15 protein-coding genes are annotated in these 16,860 nt (G+C 62.9%); 7 read left to right on the top strand and 8 right to left on the bottom strand.

Annotation, left to right across the window (positions count from 1 at the left end; translation table 11 throughout):
* Nucleotides 1-75 precede the first annotated feature (75 nt).
* From lpdA to HBO05_RS23310, 4 genes are read right to left on the bottom strand one after another with little or no spacing between them, the layout of a single operon-like run.
* Entirely contained in the window at nt 76-1,455 is a 1,380-nt protein-coding gene (gene lpdA, locus HBO05_RS23325) for a dihydrolipoyl dehydrogenase (protein ID WP_172314191.1), read from the bottom strand.
* A 4-nt stretch (nt 1,456-1,459) separates the two neighbouring features.
* Nucleotides 1,460-2,725 (bottom strand): dihydrolipoamide acetyltransferase family protein, encoded by a 1,266-nt coding sequence (locus tag HBO05_RS23320; protein WP_172314189.1) that lies wholly within the window; start codon nt 2,723-2,725, stop codon nt 1,460-1,462.
* Entirely contained in the window at nt 2,726-3,784 is a 1,059-nt protein-coding gene (locus tag HBO05_RS23315) for an alpha-ketoacid dehydrogenase subunit beta (RefSeq protein ID WP_029296529.1), read from the bottom strand. It lies immediately after the preceding gene.
* Nucleotide 3,785: 1 nt separating this feature from the next.
* Nucleotides 3,786-5,021 carry a 3-methyl-2-oxobutanoate dehydrogenase (2-methylpropanoyl-transferring) subunit alpha gene (locus HBO05_RS23310; protein WP_169956131.1) on the bottom strand — a complete coding sequence of 412 codons (1,236 nt, stop codon included), beginning with the start codon at nt 5,019-5,021 and terminating at the stop codon, nt 3,786-3,788.
* Nucleotides 5,022-5,217: 196 nt separating this feature from the next.
* On the opposite strand from HBO05_RS23310, the gene bkdR reads away from it, so the two are divergent.
* Nucleotides 5,218-5,706 carry a Bkd operon transcriptional regulator BkdR gene (gene bkdR / locus HBO05_RS23305; RefSeq protein WP_169956129.1) on the top strand — a complete coding sequence of 163 codons (489 nt, stop codon included), beginning with the start codon at nt 5,218-5,220 and terminating at the stop codon, nt 5,704-5,706.
* Between the two features lie 81 nt (nt 5,707-5,787).
* Here bkdR and HBO05_RS23300 read toward each other — a convergent pair whose 3' ends face one another.
* The gene (locus tag HBO05_RS23300; protein ID WP_172314187.1) at nt 5,788-6,651 is read right to left on the bottom strand and encodes an MBL fold metallo-hydrolase; all 864 of its coding nucleotides are present in this window, start codon (nt 6,649-6,651) and stop codon (nt 5,788-5,790) included.
* Nucleotides 6,652-6,820: 169 nt separating this feature from the next.
* On the opposite strand from HBO05_RS23300, the gene HBO05_RS23295 reads away from it, so the two are divergent.
* From HBO05_RS23295 to HBO05_RS23275, 5 genes are all read left to right on the top strand, one after another.
* Entirely contained in the window at nt 6,821-8,065 is a 1,245-nt protein-coding gene (locus tag HBO05_RS23295) for an FAD/NAD(P)-binding oxidoreductase (protein ID WP_172314185.1), read from the top strand.
* 9 nt (nt 8,066-8,074) lie between these two features.
* On the top strand, nt 8,075-8,878 hold the full coding sequence (locus HBO05_RS23290) for a sulfite exporter TauE/SafE family protein (RefSeq protein WP_172314183.1): 804 nt from the start codon (nt 8,075-8,077) through the stop codon (nt 8,876-8,878).
* A 153-nt stretch (nt 8,879-9,031) separates the two neighbouring features.
* A complete protein-coding gene (locus HBO05_RS23285; RefSeq protein WP_172314181.1) occupies nt 9,032-10,207 on the top strand; it encodes a porin in 1,176 nt (391 codons plus the stop codon).
* Between the two features lie 258 nt (nt 10,208-10,465).
* Nucleotides 10,466-11,629, top strand: coding sequence for a nitric oxide-sensing protein NosP (gene nosP, locus HBO05_RS23280; protein WP_170043150.1), 1,164 nt, complete (start codon nt 10,466-10,468; stop codon nt 11,627-11,629).
* A complete protein-coding gene (locus HBO05_RS23275) occupies nt 11,598-13,859 on the top strand; it encodes a PAS domain-containing hybrid sensor histidine kinase/response regulator (protein ID WP_169954426.1) in 2,262 nt (753 codons plus the stop codon). The genes nosP and HBO05_RS23275 overlap by 32 nt, the downstream gene beginning before the upstream one ends.
* Before the next feature lie 130 nt (nt 13,860-13,989).
* Here the strand turns inward: HBO05_RS23275 and HBO05_RS23270 are convergent, their stop codons facing one another.
* Nucleotides 13,990-14,655: a response regulator transcription factor gene (locus tag HBO05_RS23270; protein WP_029296512.1), complete on the bottom strand. Its 666-nt coding sequence runs from the start codon at nt 14,653-14,655 to the stop codon at nt 13,990-13,992.
* 27 nt (nt 14,656-14,682) lie between these two features.
* Nucleotides 14,683-15,237, bottom strand: coding sequence for a PQQ-dependent catabolism-associated CXXCW motif protein (locus HBO05_RS23265; protein ID WP_172314179.1), 555 nt, complete (start codon nt 15,235-15,237; stop codon nt 14,683-14,685).
* Between the two features lie 276 nt (nt 15,238-15,513).
* Here HBO05_RS23265 and HBO05_RS23260 point away from each other — a divergent pair, with 276 nt between their 5' ends.
* The gene (locus HBO05_RS23260) at nt 15,514-16,140 is read left to right on the top strand and encodes a response regulator transcription factor (protein WP_169954424.1); all 627 of its coding nucleotides are present in this window, start codon (nt 15,514-15,516) and stop codon (nt 16,138-16,140) included.
* Nucleotides 16,141-16,182: 42 nt separating this feature from the next.
* On the opposite strand, the gene HBO05_RS23255 is transcribed toward HBO05_RS23260, so the two are convergent.
* Nucleotides 16,183-16,830, bottom strand: a complete 648-nt coding sequence (locus tag HBO05_RS23255; RefSeq protein ID WP_169954423.1) for a pentapeptide repeat-containing protein — start codon at nt 16,828-16,830, stop codon at nt 16,183-16,185.
* Nucleotides 16,831-16,860 lie beyond the last annotated feature (30 nt).

The following is a 16,860-nucleotide window of genomic DNA, read 5'->3' as shown; positions in this document are numbered from 1 at the left end:
CCGGCTCCTACATTTGGTCGGCGTAACGCGCTCGATTGTAGGAGCCGGCTTGCCGGCGATAGCATCACCACGGTTTTACAGGTGCAGGGCATGCCCCAACGCCCGCAGCGCCGCTTCCTGCACCGCTTCACCCAGGGTCGGATGGGCATGAATGGTGCCCGCCACATCCTCCAGGCGTGCACCCATTTCCAGGCTCAGGCCAAAGGCCGTGGACAGCTCGGACACGCCAACCCCCACCGCCTGCCAGCCGACAATCAGGTGATTGTCGCGACGTGCTACCACCCGCACGAAGCCGGTCTTGGACTCCAGGGTCATGGCCCGGCCATTGGCCGCAAACGGAAAGCTCGAGACGATGCAGTCCAGGCCTGCGGCCTTGGCTTCGTCCGGGGTCTTGCCGACCACCACCAGTTCCGGGTCGGTAAAGCACACCGCCGGGATCGCCGCCGGGTTGAATTCGCGGGATTTACCGCTGATCAGCTCGGCCACCATCTCGCCCTGGGCCATGGCCCGGTGTGCCAGCATCGGCTCGCCGCTCAGGTCGCCGATGGCCCATACGTTGCGCATGCTGGTCTGGCAGCGGCTGTCGATCTGGATCGCCGCGCCATTCATCGCCAGGTTCAAGGCTTCCAGGTTCCAGCCCTGGGTGTTGGGTTTGCGACCAACGGCGACCAGTACCTGATCGGTCTCCAGGGCCAGGGTGCCGCCCTCCGGATCGCGTACTTGCAGGCTGCCGCCTTCAAAGCCAGTCACGCTGTGCTTGAGGTACAACTTGACCCCCAATTGCTTGAGGGATTCGGCCACCGGTTGCGTCAGCTCGGCGTCGTAGGCTGGCAGGATGCGGTCCTGGGCTTCGACCACGCTGACCTCGGCACCGAGCTTGCGATAGGCAATCCCCAGTTCCAGGCCGATGTAACCGCCACCGACCACGATCAAGCGTTTTGGCACACGGCTCGGCGCCAGGGCTTCGGTGGACGAGATGATCGGCCCGCCAATCGGCAGCATCGGCAGGTTGACGCTTTTCGAGCCAGTGGCCAGCAGCAGGTGCTCGCACTGGATACGTTGGTCACCCACGTCCACGGTCTTGCCGTCGACGATCTTGGCCCAGCCATGGATCACCTGCACTTTGTGCTTTTTCAGCAGTGCGGCAACCCCGGTGGTCAGGCGGTCGACGATCCCGTCTTTCCACTCGACGCTCTTGCGGATGTCCAGGGTTGGCACATCCACGTCGATACCCAGGGCCGAACCCTGGCTCAGGTGCACGGTTTGCTGGAACTGTTCGGCGACATGGATCAGCGCCTTGGACGGAATGCAGCCGATATTCAGGCAGGTGCCGCCCAACGCCTGGCCTTCTACCAGGATGGTCGGGATGCCCAGTTGGCCGGCGCGAATCGCCGCCACATAACCGCCGGGGCCGCCGCCGATAATCAGCAGGGTGGTCTGTAATGTCTGAGTCATGCCCTTACTCCAGGAACAGGCTGGCGGGTTGTTCGAGCAGGCCACGGATGGCCTGGATGAATTGCGCCGCGTCCATGCCATCGACCACCCGGTGATCGAAGGAGCTGGAGAGGTTCATCATCTTGCGGATCACGATCTGCCCCTTGATCACCATTGGCCGCTCGACGATGCGGTTGACACCCACAATCGCCACTTCCGGCAGGTTCAGCACCGGAGTGCTGACAATCCCGCCCAACGCGCCGAGGCTGGTCAGGGTGATGGTCGAGCCCGAGAGCTCGTCACGACTGGCCTTGCCATTGCGCGCGGCAGTGGCCAGGCGAGTGATTTCTTCGGCGGTGCCCCACAGGCTGCGGGCCTCGGCGTGACGCACCACCGGCACCATCAGGCCGATATCGCTCTGGGTGGCAACGCCCACATGCACCGCGCCAAGGCGGGTGATGACTTGGGCTTCGTCGTCATAACGCGCGTTGATCTGCGGGAAGTCGCGCAAGGCCACGACCATCGCGCGCACCAGGAACGGCAACAACGTCAGCTTGCCGCGGCTGGCGCCGTGTTTTTCATTGAGGTGTACGCGCAAGTCGTCCAGGGCCGTCACGTCGATCTCTTCGACGTAGCTGAAATGCGCAGCGCGGCGCGTGGCGTCCTGCATGCGCTGGGCGATCTTGCGGCGCATGCCGATCACCGGGATCTGCTCTTCGTCGTTGCGCTCGGCATACGGGTTGGCGCCGACCGAGGCGCGGGTGTTGCCCTGTTGCAGATAGGCATCGAGGTCTTCATGCAGAATGCGCCCGGCCGGGCCCGAGCCCTGCACCAGACGCAGCTGGATCCCGGCGTCCAGCGCGTGCTTGCGCACGGCGGGGGAGGCCAGCGGGCGCTCATTGGCGTCCCGGGCCACCGGAGCCTGGGCCGCTACCACCGGCTTGGCGGCCGGTTTGCTTTCAGCCACCGGCGCCTTGATTTCGGCTTTCGGGGCCGGCGCGGCTTCTTCAACCACGGCCGACAACGCCGACTCCCGGGTATTGCCCGCGCCTTCGACTTCAATGCTGATCAGGATACTGCCCACCGCCATGACTTCACCCGGCTCACCGCCCAGTGAAATCACCTTGCCATGGACCGGCGAGGGAATATCCACCATCGCCTTGTCGGTCATCACATCCGCCAGCACCTGGTCTTCCACGACCATGTCGCCGACCTTGACGTGCCAGACCGACAATTCCACTTCTGCGATGCCTTCGCCAATGTCCGGCATCTTGATAACGTGCGTGCCCATTCAGACCTCCATGACCCGTTGCAAAGCCGCGCCCACACGGGTCGGGCCAGGGAAATACGCCCACTCTTGTGCGTGGGGGTAGGGGGTGTCCCAACCGGTCACACGCTCGATAGGCGCTTCCAGGTAATGGAAGCAGTGCTCTTGCACCAAAGACACCAGCTCGGCACCAAAACCGCAGGTACGGGTGGCTTCATGCACCACTACGCAACGGCCGGTCTTTTTCACCGACTTGACGATGGTTTCCAGGTCCAGCGGCCACAGGCTGCGCAGGTCGATGACTTCGGCATCGATCCCGGTTTCTTCGGCGGCCACTTGTGACACATAAACAGTGGTGCCGTAGGTCAGCACCGTGACGGCCGAGCCTGGGCGCACGATGGCGGCTACATCCAGCGGTACGGTGTAGTAACCGTCCGGCACCTGGGCTTGCGGGTGCTTGGACCACGGGGTCACCGGGCGGTCGTGGTGGCCGTCGAACGGGCCGTTATACAGGCGCTTGGGCTCGAGGAAGATCACCGGGTCATCGTTTTCGATGGAGGCGATCAGCAGGCCCTTGGCGTCATAGGGGTTGGACGGCATCACCGTGCGCAGGCCGCAGACCTGGGTGAACACCGCTTCGATACTCTGGCTGTGAGTCTGCCCACCGTAGATGCCGCCGCCGCAAGGCATGCGCATGGTCAACGGCGCGGTGAACTGGCCAGCCGAGCGGTAACGCAGGCGCGCCGCTTCCGAGATGATCTGGTCGGTGGCCGGGTACACGTAGTCGGCGAACTGAATCTCGGCCACCGGGCGCAGGCCATAGGCGCCCATGCCCACGGCCACGCCGACGATGCCGCTTTCGGAGATCGGTGCGTCAAACACCCGCGAGGTGCCGTACTTGGTCTGCAAGCCTTCGGTGCAACGGAACACGCCGCCGAAGTAACCGACGTCCTGGCCGAACACCACCACATTGTCGTCGCGCTCAAGCATCACATCCATGGCCGAGCGCAGGGCCTGGATCATGGTCATGGTGGTCGTGGTCATGGCGGTTTCCAGCTCGATTTTATTGTTGTGATCGTTCATGTCAGATCCCCAACTCTTGACGCTGGCGCTTCAAGTGCTCCGGCATCTCTTTATAAACGTCTTCGAACATGCTCGCGGCGCTTGGAATCTGGCCACCGGCCAGGGTGCCGTACTGTTCGGCTTCTTTCTGCGCGCTGAGCACTTCGGCCTCCAGCTGTGCACTGACCGTGGCGTGTTCCTCTTCGGACCACTGGCCAATCTTGATCAGGTGCTGCTTGAGGCGGGCAATCGGGTCGCCCAGGGGGAAGTGGCTCCAGTCATCGGCAGGCCGGTATTTGGACGGGTCATCGGAGGTGGAGTGCGGGCCGGCGCGGTAGGTGACCCATTCGATCAGGGTCGGGCCGAGGTTGCGGCGAGCGCGTTCGGCAGCCCAGGCAGAGGCGGCGTACACCGCGATGAAGTCGTTGCCGTCGACCCGCAGGGAGGCGATGCCGCAGCCCACGCCGCGTCCGGCGAAGGTGGTGGCTTCACCACCGGCGATGGCCTGGAAGGTGGAGATCGCCCACTGGTTGTTGACCACGTTGAGGATCACCGGCGCGCGGTACACGTGGGCGAAGGTCAGGGCGGTGTGGAAGTCTGATTCAGCGGTGGCGCCATCGCCAATCCACGCCGAGGCGATCTTGGTATCGCCCTTGATCGCCGAGGCCATGCCCCAGCCCACGCCCTGTACGAATTGGGTGGCGAGGTTGCCGGAAATGGTGAAGAAGCCATAGTCCTTGACCGAATACATGATCGGCAACTGGCGGCCCTTGAGCGGGTCTCGCTCGTTGGACAGCAGTTGGCAGATCAGGTCGACCAGCGGCACTTCGCGGGCCATCAGGATGCTTTGCTGGCGGTAGGTGGGGAAGCACATGTCGTCGATGTTCAAGGCCAGGGCCTGGGCGCTGCCGATGGCTTCTTCGCCAAGGCTTTGCATGTAGAACGACATCTTTTTCTGACGCTGGGCGACCACCATGCGGTTGTCGAAGATCCGCGTCTTGAGCATGGCACGCATGCCACGGCGCAAAATCTCTACCGGCACACCTTCAGCCCACGGGCCCAGGGCCTGGCCCTGGTCGTCGAGCACGCGGATCAGGCCCTTGGCCAGGTCGGCGGTGTCGGCGGGTTCTACGTCTACGGCGGGTTTGCGCACCGTACCGGCGTCGGTCAGGCGCAGGTAGGTAAAGTCGGTCTTGCAACCAGGACGGCCCGAGGGTTCGGGAACGTGCAGGCGCAGCGGTTCGTAATGCTGGGTCATGGCTTTCTACGCTCGATCTTGTGAATTTCTTGTAGTGGGCGCGCTTAGCTGACAGTCATTCCCCGGGTAGGAGAAATCTTGTCCTACAACAATCATAGGCCGGGCCGCGGAGAATATTTATCTCTGTTTGGTTGCGCCTGAGATCATTTGAGGATAAAAAATCTGCATAAACATAATAAACAGGTGGTTTTGTCTCATGCGCAAGCTGGACCGTATCGATATCGGGATTCTCAACAGCCTCCAGGAGAACGCCCGCATCACCAACGCCGACCTCGCACGCTCGGTCAACCTGTCGCCTACGCCGTGTTTCAACCGGGTCAAGGCGATGGAGGAATTGGGCTTGATCCGTGACCAGGTCACGCTGCTGGATGCCGATTTGCTGGGGCTGCACGTCAACGTGTTTATCCACGTCAGCCTCGAGAAACAGAACGAGGAAGCCCTGCAGCAGTTCGAGGGCGCGATTTCCGACCGGCCGGAGGTGATGGAGTGCTACCTGATGGCCGGCGACCCGGACTACCTGATCCGGGTGCTGGTGCCGACCATCCAGTCGCTGGAGCGCTTTATGATGGATTTCCTGACCAAGGTGCCGGGGGTGGCGAACATCCGCTCCAGCTTTGCGCTCAAGCAAGTGCGCTACAAGACGGCGCTGCCTCTGCCGGCCAATGGCATCAACCTGGGCTCCTGACGCAAACCGTTGTAGGAGCCGGCTTGCCGGCGATGACGGTGGATCAGGCAGGCCACCATCGCCGGCAAGCCAGCTCCTGCATCAAAGCTGGTTGAGGGGGATCTTCAGGTAGGTCACGCCATTGTCTTCCGCCGGCGGCATATTGCCCGCCCGCACATTCACCTGGATCGCCGGCAGCAACAGGGTCGGCATTCCAAGCCCGGCGTCGCGCTGGGTGCGCATCTGCACAAACGCCGCCTCGTCCACCCCGTCATGCACATGAATATTGCCCGCGCGCTGTTCGGCCACGGTGGTCAGGCATTTGGCCGCGCGGCCTTCAGGCGGATAGTCGTGGCACACATACAGGCGCGTCTCGCCGGGAAAGGCCAGCAACGTGCGCATCGAGGCATATAACTGGCGTGCATCGCCGCCGGGGAAGTCGCAGCGGGCGGTGCCGACGTCAGGCATGAACAGGGTGTCGCCCACCAGGATCATCTGGTCGTCGATCAGGTAGGCCATGTCTGCCGGGGTGTGGCCGGGCACGTGGAGGGCCTGGGCCTTGAGGTTGCCGATGTGGAACACCTCGTCGGGGGCGAACAGGTGGTCGAACTGTGAACCGTCGGCACGAAACGCCGGCTCCAGGTTGAACAGGTTCTTAAATACCCCCTGCACCTGGCTGATGGACTGGCCGATGGCGATTTTTCCGCCCAGGGTACGGCGCAGGTACGGCGCGGCGGACAGATGGTCGGCGTGGGCGTGGGTCTCCAGCAGCCATTGCACCTGCAGGCGGTGCTCACGGACGAAGGCGATCACCTGGTCGGCCTGGGTCGTGTCGGTACGCCCCGAGGCCGGGTCGTAGTTGAGCACTGAATCGACGATGGCACAGGGGCTGCCGGGCGTTTCATAGACGACGTAGGTGTAGGTTGACGATGCCTCGTCCAGAAAGGATTGAATCAACGCGGGCATGACGGTGTCCTGGGTAGCTGATAGCAGCTTACATTCGAGGTGATTTCCACATAGGCTTGCGAGCTTAGTGAAACAAACGACCCGAAGCAAAGGATCGATTCTGAACGGGGCGTGACGCCAAACGGCAACGACCCTTGTGTGCATTGTTGAAATAAGAAAGGCCAGGACTATGAACGACCAACACTGGGGACCGACCATCAGTGGCGACATCGTGGTCATCGGCGGCGGCTCGGCAGGCATCGGCCTGCTGGCCAGCCTGCTCAAGCGCGACCCGCAACTCAATATCATCCTGATCGAACCCAGCGCCGAACATTACTACCAGCCCGCCTGGACCCTGGTGGGCGGCGGCGCCCATGACATCCGCAAGACCATGCGCCCCATGGCCCGGGTATTGCCCGATGGCGTGACCTGGGTGCAGGCGGCGGTCAGCCAGTTGCTGCCCGACGAACAGGCCCTGGTGCTCGACAGCGGCCAGCGCGTGACGTGGAACAACCTCGTCGTCTGCCCCGGCCTGCGCCTGGCCTGGGAGAAAATCGAAGGCCTGGAGCAGACCCTGGGCCAGAACGGCGTCACCTCCAACTACAACTACCAGCACGCGCCCTACACCTGGCAACTGGTGCAGCAGCTCAAGGGTGGCAAGGCGATCTTTACCCAGCCGGCCATGCCGATCAAATGCGCCGGCGCGCCGCAAAAGGCCATGTACCTGTCTTGCGATCATTGGCTCAAGCAGGGTGACCTGAACAACATCGACGTCGAATTCAACCTGGCCGGTGCCGCGCTGTTTGGTGTGGCGACCTTTGTGCCGCCGTTGATGAACTATGTCGAGAAATACGGCGCGCAGTTGGCCTTCAACTCCAACCTGATCAAGGTTGATGGCCCGGCGCGCAAGGCCTGGTTCGAGGTCAAGGACGCCGCAGGCAACATCAGCATCGAGGAAAAATCCTTCGACATGCTGCACGTCGTGCCGCCACAAGTGGCCCCGGATTTTATCCGCCACAGCCCACTGGCCGACGCCGCTGGCTGGTGCGAGGTCGACCCCCACAGCCTGCAACAGGTGCGTTACCCGCACATCTTCGCCCTGGGCGACGTGTGCTCCACCAGCAATGCCAAGACGGCCGCCGCGGTGCGCAAGCAAATCGTGGTGGTGGCCGAGAACCTGCTGGCCCTGCGCAAACAGGCGCCGTTGCCGCTCAAGTACGACGGTTATGGCTCCTGCCCACTGACGGTGGAGAAGGGCAAGGTGGTGCTGGCCGAGTTCGGTTATGGCGGCCGATTGCTGCCGACCTTTGCCCTCGACCCGACGGTGGCGCGGCGTTCGGCGTGGTTCTTGAAGGCGACGCTGCTGCCGTGGTTCTACTGGAACGGCATGCTCAAGGGCCGCGAATGGCTGACCCGTCTGGCCAAGGTGGAGTGAGAGAACCCTATGCTGCTGGCAAGTTTTTTGGGTGTGTTGATGGGCCTGGTCATGGGGTTGACCGGGGCCGGGGGCGGGATTCTCGGTGTGCCGGCGTTGGTCCTGGGGCTGGGCTTGACCATGACCGAAGCGGCGCCGGTGTCGTTGTTTGCGGTCGGCGCGGCAGCGGCAGTTGGAGCGCTTGATGGCTTGCGCCATGGCCTGGTGCGTTACCGCGCGGCGCTGTTGATCGCGTTGCTCGGCGCGCTGTTTTCGCCGTTGGGGGTGTTTTTTGCCCATCAGTTGCCGGACAAGATCCTGATGGGCCTGTTCAGCGCGCTGATGGTGCTGGTGGCATGGCGCATGCTGCGGCGCGAGAAAGTCGAGGCCGGCCCCAGCGACCATGGCGCCGCGTCCTGGGGGCAAAAAAACTGCATGCTCGATCAGCAGACCGGGCGTTTTTCCTGGACCGCCAAATGCACCGCGACCCTGGCCGCCCTGGGCGCTGTAACCGGCGCAGTATCGGGCCTGCTGGGGGTGGGCGGCGGCTTTCTGATCGTGCCGGCGTTCAAGCAACTGACCGACGTGCAGATGCGCGGGATTGTCGCCACCTCGCTGATGGTGATCAGCCTGATCTCGCTGATTGGCGTGGTCGGTGCGTTCCATGCCGGGGTGGTGATCGACACCCTCGGCTGGGTATTTATTGGCGCCAGCATCGTCGGCATGCTTGCTGGCCGGCGCCTGGGCTCGCGGGTCCCGGCGCGGGCCCTGCAAATCGGTTTTGCCAGCCTGTGTATCGTGGTGGCAGGCGGGATGTTGTTCAACGCCCTTTGACCCCAACCCCGCGCCTACTGGTGTAAGCCTTAAGTGGCGGGCCCTCGGCGCCCTCCAAAGCACCGCGCATCCCCCTCCAAGGCAGCGTTTAACCGCGCTGCCCGACTTTCGATAATCGCCTCCGACACCCAGACCCCCGTCGCGGAGCGCGCCATGCATAACAATAAGAACTTCCCCCGTCGTTTGTTGCCAGCCTTTATCGCCAGCCTCGGCTTGAGCTCGCTGGCCCAGGCCGAAATCGTGCTGTACGACAAGGACGAGACCACCTTCTCCACCGACGGCTATATCAACGCCTTCTACGTCAACAGCGACGTGGACCGTGCCGGCGAGCAGTACGACCGGCGCCAGTCGCGGGTGAAGATGGGCTTTTTGCCCAATTACCTGGGCTTCAACATGGGCAAGCAGGTCGATGACCTCAAGCTCGGCGCCCGCGCTTCGTTCTGGGTGACCATCAACGACAGTGAAACCAACGGCACCGACACCGCCATCGACGTGCGCCAGTTCTACGGCACCGTGGCCAACCCCGAGTGGGGCGAAGTGCTGATCGGCAAGGACTTCGGTCTGTTCGCCCGCTCCAACATCCTGCTTGACGAACTGCTCGCAGGTTACGGCCAGGTCAGCGACAGCCTGGGCCTGGTGGACGGCGGCGGGGTGTCGTTCGGCAACATCGGTAGCGGCTACCCGTACCCGTTCCCCACCTCGCAGATCACCTACCGCACCCCGGTAATGGAAGGCCTGCGGGTGGCCGTGGGCATCATGGACCCGGTCGACACCAACGACAGCAGCGCGCTGGGCAAGGCCTACCAGAAGAACCCGCGCACCGAGAGCGAGATCACCTACCAGTTCGACGTGGGCGGGGCGAAGATCTACAGCTGGCTCAACGGCAGCTACCAGACCTCGGACAACACCGACTCCAGCGTCGAGTCGGTGACCTCCAAGGGCCTGGGCTATGGCGTGCAGGCGAAGCTGGGCGGCTTGTCGCTCACCGGTTCCGGCTTCCAGGCCAAGGGCATCAACCCCTTCTTTACCAACAACGCCGGGGAAGCCACCTTGCGCAATGTCGACAGCAACGGCTACCTGTTGCAGGGTTCCTACAAACTGGGCAAGAACCGCCTGGCGCTGTCCTACGGCAAGACCAAGGACGACGGCAACGGCGTGGTCGGCAGCGGTGCCGACTACCAAACCCGTGGCATTGCCCTGTTCCATGACATCAACGACAACCTGAAGTTGGTGGCCGAGTACAACCAGTTCGAAATCACCGGCCACGACACCAGTGCGCAGAATGAAGACACCGATACCTTTGCGGTGGGGGCGGTGCTCACCTGGTAATGACCTGGAACACGGTCAAACGTGTGGGAGCTGGCTTATGTGGGAGCTGGCTTGCCTGCGATGCTTGCGACTCGGTGGATCAGTTACACCGCGGTGATGCAATCGCAGGCAAGCCAGCTCCCACACAAAGCCTGTTCCCACAGAGATTCATCTGTTGCTCGGTGGCTCTCATCCCATCGAAGCCCCGACCCAGTACCCAAGTAGCATAGGTCGCCACCCCGCGCGTTCGTACACTTGAGCTTCAACGGGGAGATGACCATGCAGCAGGTGCACAGCGAAGGCGTAGTCACAGCCATGTCCCAGGCCAGCGAGGCGCGGCAGGTGGCCGATGAGCTGGCGCGCCAGTTGTTGCACCCGTACCTGGGTTTCGTGCTGTTCTTCTGCTCTGCCACCTACGACCTGCAAGCCCTCGGCCAGGCCCTGCAACACAGTTTCGGTGGTGTTCGTGTGGTGGGTTGCACCAGTGCCGGCGAGATCACACCCCAGGGGTACGGGCGCAATTGCGTGACGGCGGTGGGGTTTGACCACGCGCACTTTTCCATCGCCACCGAGCTGATCGACCAGGTCGAGCACTTCAGCCTGATCGACGCGCAACAAATGGTCGAACGCCTGGTGGGCGGCTGTCGCAGCAACACCCTGGCGCCGATCAAGGGCAACAGCTTTGCCTTGACCCTGCTCGATGGCCTGTCCAGCCGTGAAGAAATGGTCCTCGCCGCCCTGAGCGCGGCGCTTGGTGATATCCCCCATTTCGGCGGTTCGGCCGGCGATGACAACCACCTGACCCACACCCACGTGTATTTCGACGGAGCCTTTCACAGCGGCGCGGCGGTGGTGGTACTGGTCAATACCTGGCTGGATTTCGAGGTGTTCACCACCCACCACATCCTGCCCTTGGCACAGAAGCTGGTGGTGACAGGGGCGGACAGCGCCTCGCGACGGGTCTTTGAATTGAACGCCGAACCTGCCGCCGAGGAATACGCGCGGCATATCGGCGTGGCCGTGGCGCAACTTGATCACCGGATCTTCGCCGCCCACCCGTTGGCGGTGCGCGTCAATGATCAGTACTACGTGCGGGCGATCCAGCAGGTCCACGACGACTTGAGCTTGAGTTTCTACTGCGCGGTGGAAAACGGCATCGTCCTCACCGCCATGACCCCGGGGCCGATCCTGCCCAACCTGCAGACCCTGTTCGACGGCCTGCAAGCGCGCCTTGGCGACTTGCTGCTGACCATTGGCTGCGACTGTTTCCTGCGGCGCCTGGAGCTCGAAGAGCACGGCGCCCTGGAGCCGATCGGCGCCTTTTTGCGCGAGCAACGGGTGATGGGGTTCAACACCTACGGAGAACAGTTCAATGGCATGCACATCAACCAGACCTTTACCGGGGTCGCCATTGCCCGTGGTCGAACCCCTGGACAGCGCTGAACTGCACGCGCAGATCCGCGCCCTGCAGCAGGACAATCGCAAGCTGGCGCGGATCAACGCCGCGCTGATCGAGCGCGTCGAGTCCGGCGCGACCCGTGGCAACGACCCCTATGCGGCGTTCCAGCATTCGGTGGTGCTGGCCGAGCAGGTGCGCGAACGTACCGATGCGCTCAACCAGGCGATGGCCGAACTCAAGGCCAGCAACCATCTGCTGCGCGAGGCGCGGCTGCGGGCGGAAACCGCGCACCAGCATTTGATCGATGCCATCGAGAGCATTTCCGATGCCTTTGTGCTGTTCGACCAACACCAGCACATCGTGTTGTTCAACAGCCGCTTCCAGGGATTTTGGAGCAATAGCCCGGTGCAGATTGTCGCGGGCATGGGCCTGCGCGAGGTCAAGCGGTTGATGACGGTCAACGGCCTGTTCACCGAAGAAGCCCATGGGCATGCCGATGAAACCCTGTTCTACCGCCTGGATAACGGCCGTTGGTTGCAAGTCAGCGAAAGGCCGACCCAGGACGGCGGGCGGGTGATTCTGTTTACCGACATCACCGACGTCAAACTGGCGGAAACCCTGCGCCGTGAACAGGCCGTCGCGCAGAAATCCCAGGAAAGCGAACGCTGGATCCGCCTGATCACCGACCATGTGCCGGCGTTGATTGCCTACCTCAATGCCGACCTGGTCTACGAGTTCACCAACAAGGTCTACGAGCAATGGTATTGCTGGGCGCAGGGCGCGATGCTCGGCAAAAGCCTGCGCCAGGCCCACAGCGAACAGCATTACCAGCGCCTGGAAGCCTACGTGGCGCAGGCGTTGGCGGGGGAGAGTGTGACCTTTGAGTTCGCCGAAACCAACATCAACCACCAGGAGCGCTACATGCTGCGCTCCTATGTGCCCAATCGCCTGGCCAGTGGCGAGGTGGTGGGGATCTTTGTGCTGATCCGCGACATCACCGAACGCCGGCGCACCGCCGAGGCCCTGCACCAGGCGTATCAGAACCTGGAGCTGCGAGTGCGCGAGCGCACGGCCGAGCTGACCTCGCTCAACGACCAACTGTTGCAGGAAATCGACGAGCGCCGCCGCGTGGAGTCGCGCCTGCGCGAAGCCAAGCTGGAGGCCGAGCAGGCCAACCTGTCGAAAACCAAGTTTCTGGCGGCGGTCAGCCATGACCTGCTGCAACCGCTGAATGCCGCGCGCCTGTTTACCGGGGCCTTGCTGGAACGCCGTGACCCGGTGGCCAACGAAACGTTGGTGCGCAACGTCAGCAATTCCCTGGAAGATGTGGAAAACCTGCTGGGCACCCTGGTGGATATTTCCAAGCTCGATGCCGGGGTGATCAAGGCCGATATCGCGCCATTTGCCTTGAGCGAACTGCTGGACAACCTCGCCGCCGAATACACCCAAGTGGCGCGCAGCGAAGGCTTGCAGCTGCACTTTATTGGCTGCTCGGCCCTGGTGCGCAGCGATATCCAGTTGCTTGCGCGGATCTTGCGCAACCTGTTGAGCAATGCCATTCGCTACACCTACGGCGGGCGCGTGGTGCTGGGTTGCCGGCGTGAGCATCAGCGCTTGTCGATCCAGGTCTGGGACACTGGTATGGGCATCGCCGAGGAGCGCCTGGAGGAGATTTTCCAGGAGTTCAAGCGCGGCGATGTGCAACGTCCCGACCAGGATCGCGGGCTGGGCCTGGGCCTGGCGATTGTGGAGAAAATCGCCAGGATTCTCGGGCACCGGATCAGCGTGCGCTCATGGCCGGGCCGGGGTTCGATGTTCAGTGTGGAGGTGCCGTTGAGCAGCACCGCACCCAGGGTCTTGCCTATGCCGGTGATGAGCGAGCCGATGCTCGAGCGCTTGCAGGGGGCGCGGGTGTGGGTGCTGGATAACGACGCGGCGATCTGCGCCGGCATGCGCACTTTACTGGAGGGTTGGGGCTGCCAGGTGGTGACGGCCTTGTCCGAGCAGGACCTGGCACGCCAGGTGGACAACTACCATGCCCAGGCGGACTTGCTGATTGCTGATTACCACCTGGATGATGAACAGAATGGCGTGGACGCGGTGGCCAGGATCAATGCGCGGCGGGCCAGTGCGATTCCGGCGATGATGATCACCGCCAACTACAGCAACGAGCTGAAACTGCAGATCCGCGAGCTGGGGCACACCTTGATGCACAAGCCGGTGCGGCCGATGAAACTCAAGACTGCCATGAGCCACCTCTTGGGCCGCCCCTGACACAATCTCGATCAAAATGTGGGAGCGGGCTTGCTCGCGAATGCGGTGGGTCAGTCAATACATTCATTACTGACCCACCGCATTCGCGAGCAAGCCCGCTCCCACATTTTGATCGCAGTCGTCAGGAAAATCAGCGCCGCAGGTAGGAGCCGAAGTCGATGTCCCCGGCGCTCAAGATCGCCTGCACCCGATTGTGCACATTCAACTTGCGCAGAATCGCCGACACATGGGCCTTCACCGTGGTCTCGGCAATTTCCAGGGTGTAGGCAATCTGCTTGTTCGACTCGCCCTTGGTCATGCGTTCCAGCACCAGCAGCTGTTTGCGCGTGAGGGCCTGGAGCAGTTCCGGGGCGAAGGCCGGGTTGTCGTGCATGCGCCGCTGGCCGGGGTTTTTCTGGGTGCGGATGATGTCCGGCGGCAGGTACACGTTGCCATTGAGGATCTGCTGGATCGCCTCGGTCATCTGCGCCCGTGGCGAGGACTTGGTGATAAAGCCGACCGCCCCGTAGGTAATGGCCTGCAGCACGATCTGCTTGTCCTGCTCGGCCGAGACGATCACCACCGGAATCGTCGGTGCTTCGTTGCGCAGGTTGATCAGGCCGTTGAGGCCGTGCATGCCGGGCATGTTCAGGTCCAGCAGGATCAGGTCGAGGTCGTCATGCTCCTGGGTCAGGGCCAGGGCGCTGTCCAGGTCGGCGGTTTCCATCACTTCGCTACCGGCAAAACCGTCGCTGATGACGTTATGGATCGCTTCGCGAAACAGCGGGTGATCGTCGGCAATCAGAATTTTATACATGGCCGTTCACCTTTTTATTGTGGTTGTTCAGGGGGCAAGCTCAAAGGGCTCAGGGTGTGCCGCGGCGACTGGCAGCTTGGCTGCCTCCCACGCGTCCAGGCCATCGCGATACCAATACACAGCGCTATAGCCCAAGGCATTGGCCCGTTTTACCGCGTTCCAACTCAACCAGCAATCTGAGCGGCAGTAGAACACCAACGGGTGTGCAAGGTTACCGCCGCTGTAGGTATACAGGTGGCGGGCAAAGTAGCTTTGCCATTCTGGCGTCAGCTCCCCATCGCCGGTATTGGCCAGCCAATGGCTGCGGGGCAGGTTGGCGTGGGGCTGGTCTTCGATGAACTGGCCGTGCAGCCATTGTCGGCGGTAGACGTCGATCAGCACCGGGCGCGGTTGTTGCGCCAGCAGCGCTTGCAGGGCAGGGGTGTCGACGATGGTCGCGCCCGGCAGGTGCGCAGGCGTGGGGCTGCGATAGAGGTTGATGCGGTAGCCGTCGCTGGAAAATAGCGCAGTGGGCGCCTCGGCAGCCGCCAGCAGCGGGGTCAGCGACAGCACGGCAACCAGGGTCAGTCGGGCGGGCAGCATGGCAGGTACGATCCTTATAGTTATGCGCCCATTACATGCCAGTCGCGCTGCCTTGGGAATGCGACGATAGACAGCAAAACCAGTACCAAAGTAGTAATTCACCGCGTGCCCGGGGGCTCTAGCATGCAAGGCAACGATCATCCTCGGGAGTTGTACGATCATGCGAATCCTCAAGGCGCTGCTCTTGCCGTTTTTGCTGATTGTCAGCCTGATCGGCGTGGACAAGCTCCACGGCCCGCGCCCGGCGCCGCTGCTGGTGATGCCGGCACATGCCTCATGAATATCCTGTTGGTCGACAAACACGCCGTGGTGCGCCTGGGCTACAGCAGCCTGTTGCGGGCGCTGCTACCGGGCGTGGAGCTGCGCGAGGCGGGCAGTGGCGAAGAGGCGCTGGCGCGGGTGCAGGAGGCGGTGCCGAACCTGGTGATCACCGGTTTTGGCCTGCCGGGCATCAGTGGCCTGGAGACCACCCGCCGCCTGCGCCAGCGCCTGCCGCAATTGCGCGTGCTGTTTTTCAGCCAGCATCAGGAACTGCCCCTGGTACGCCAGGCCCTGGAGGTCGGCGCTGCGGGTTATATCACCAAGGGCGCGACGCCTGCGGTGATGAACGAGGCGGTGCAGCGCATTCTCGACGGCCACACTTACATCGAACAGGCCCTGGCCACCGAGCTGGCCTATCACCCGGTCGATCACCGCCTGCAGGGCATGACCGCCCGCGAGTTGGAGATTTTCCTGATGCTCGCCAAGGGCACGCCCACCCGGGCCATTGCTGATCAACTGAGTATCAGCAGCAAGACCGTGTCCAATCACCTGACCTTGCTCAAGAGCAAATTGCAGGTCAGCTCCCATGCGGAGTTGGTGCATGTGGGGATTGATATGGGCGTGGTGCGGGCGGCGGGATAAATCGCACCTGTGTAGGCACCGACGAGCCGGCGCCTACACAGGTTAACGGTCCCAAGTGGTGGGGCAGTCCTTGCAGCCCTCCATATTCGCATCCTGGAAGTTTGCATAGTGCTGGCGGGTGCCGGTGAGGGTGGCCTGTTCCAGGTTGCTTTCACCGAACTTGGCTTCTTGCAGGTTGGCATCGCTGAGGTCCGCACCTTGCAGGTCGGCTTTGCTCAGCCAGGTCATTTCCAGGTCCGCGGCACGCAGGTTGGCCTTGTGCAGCTTGGCCCCCGACAGCCGCGCAAATTGCAGGTAGGCGGCGCTGAGGTTGGCGTTTTCGAACTGTGCACCCTGGGCGAACATGCCCCAGCCTTGCACGGCCATCAAGGTGGCACCGCTGAAATCCGCCAGGCGCAGGTTGGCTTGTTGCAGGCTGGCGCGGGTCAGGTTGGCGCCTTGCAGTTGGGCTTTTTCCAGGTTGGCCAGGTCGAGGTTGGCGTGGCGCAGGTCGGCCTCGCGCAGGTCGGCACCGGCCAGGTTCATTTTGCTCAAATCCTCGTTACGCAAGTTGGCGCCCTTGAGGTTGGCGCCGGGGCATTGGCTGTGGGGGGCGATGGTGCAGCCGTTGATGACCAGGGGTTGGTCGTCGCCATCGTCGGCGTAGGCCAGGGGGAGGGACAGCAGAAGTAAGAGGGGCAGGTAGTTCATGGCGGGGATCTCGTGGTGGCCGTTGGGGCG

The organism is Pseudomonas sp. WS 5079 (assembly GCF_012985465.1).
GTDB lineage: Bacteria > Pseudomonadota > Gammaproteobacteria > Pseudomonadales > Pseudomonadaceae > Aquipseudomonas.
The sequence above is the reverse complement of the archived record's forward strand: the minus strand, read 5'-3'. Positions and strand labels throughout refer to the sequence as shown.

Coding starts and splice junctions, on each gene's coding strand:
- lpdA (WP_172314191.1), bottom strand. CDS start 1,455: ATGACTCAGACATTACAGACCACCCTGCTGATTATCGGCGGCGGCCCC.
- HBO05_RS23320 (WP_172314189.1), bottom strand. CDS start 2,725: ATGGGCACGCACGTTATCAAGATGCCGGACATTGGCGAAGGCATCGCA.
- HBO05_RS23315 (WP_029296529.1), bottom strand. CDS start 3,784: ATGAACGATCACAACAATAAAATCGAGCTGGAAACCGCCATGACCACG.
- HBO05_RS23310 (WP_169956131.1), bottom strand. CDS start 5,021: ATGACCCAGCATTACGAACCGCTGCGCCTGCACGTTCCCGAACCCTCG.
- bkdR (WP_169956129.1), top strand. CDS start 5,218: ATGCGCAAGCTGGACCGTATCGATATCGGGATTCTCAACAGCCTCCAG.
- HBO05_RS23300 (WP_172314187.1), bottom strand. CDS start 6,651: ATGCCCGCGTTGATTCAATCCTTTCTGGACGAGGCATCGTCAACCTAC.
- HBO05_RS23295 (WP_172314185.1), top strand. CDS start 6,821: ATGAACGACCAACACTGGGGACCGACCATCAGTGGCGACATCGTGGTC.
- HBO05_RS23290 (WP_172314183.1), top strand. CDS start 8,075: ATGCTGCTGGCAAGTTTTTTGGGTGTGTTGATGGGCCTGGTCATGGGG.
- HBO05_RS23285 (WP_172314181.1), top strand. CDS start 9,032: ATGCATAACAATAAGAACTTCCCCCGTCGTTTGTTGCCAGCCTTTATC.
- nosP (WP_170043150.1), top strand. CDS start 10,466: ATGCAGCAGGTGCACAGCGAAGGCGTAGTCACAGCCATGTCCCAGGCC.
- HBO05_RS23270 (WP_029296512.1), bottom strand. CDS start 14,655: ATGTATAAAATTCTGATTGCCGACGATCACCCGCTGTTTCGCGAAGCG.
- HBO05_RS23265 (WP_172314179.1), bottom strand. CDS start 15,237: ATGCTGCCCGCCCGACTGACCCTGGTTGCCGTGCTGTCGCTGACCCCG.
- HBO05_RS23260 (WP_169954424.1), top strand. CDS start 15,514: ATGAATATCCTGTTGGTCGACAAACACGCCGTGGTGCGCCTGGGCTAC.
- HBO05_RS23255 (WP_169954423.1), bottom strand. CDS start 16,830: ATGAACTACCTGCCCCTCTTACTTCTGCTGTCCCTCCCCCTGGCCTAC.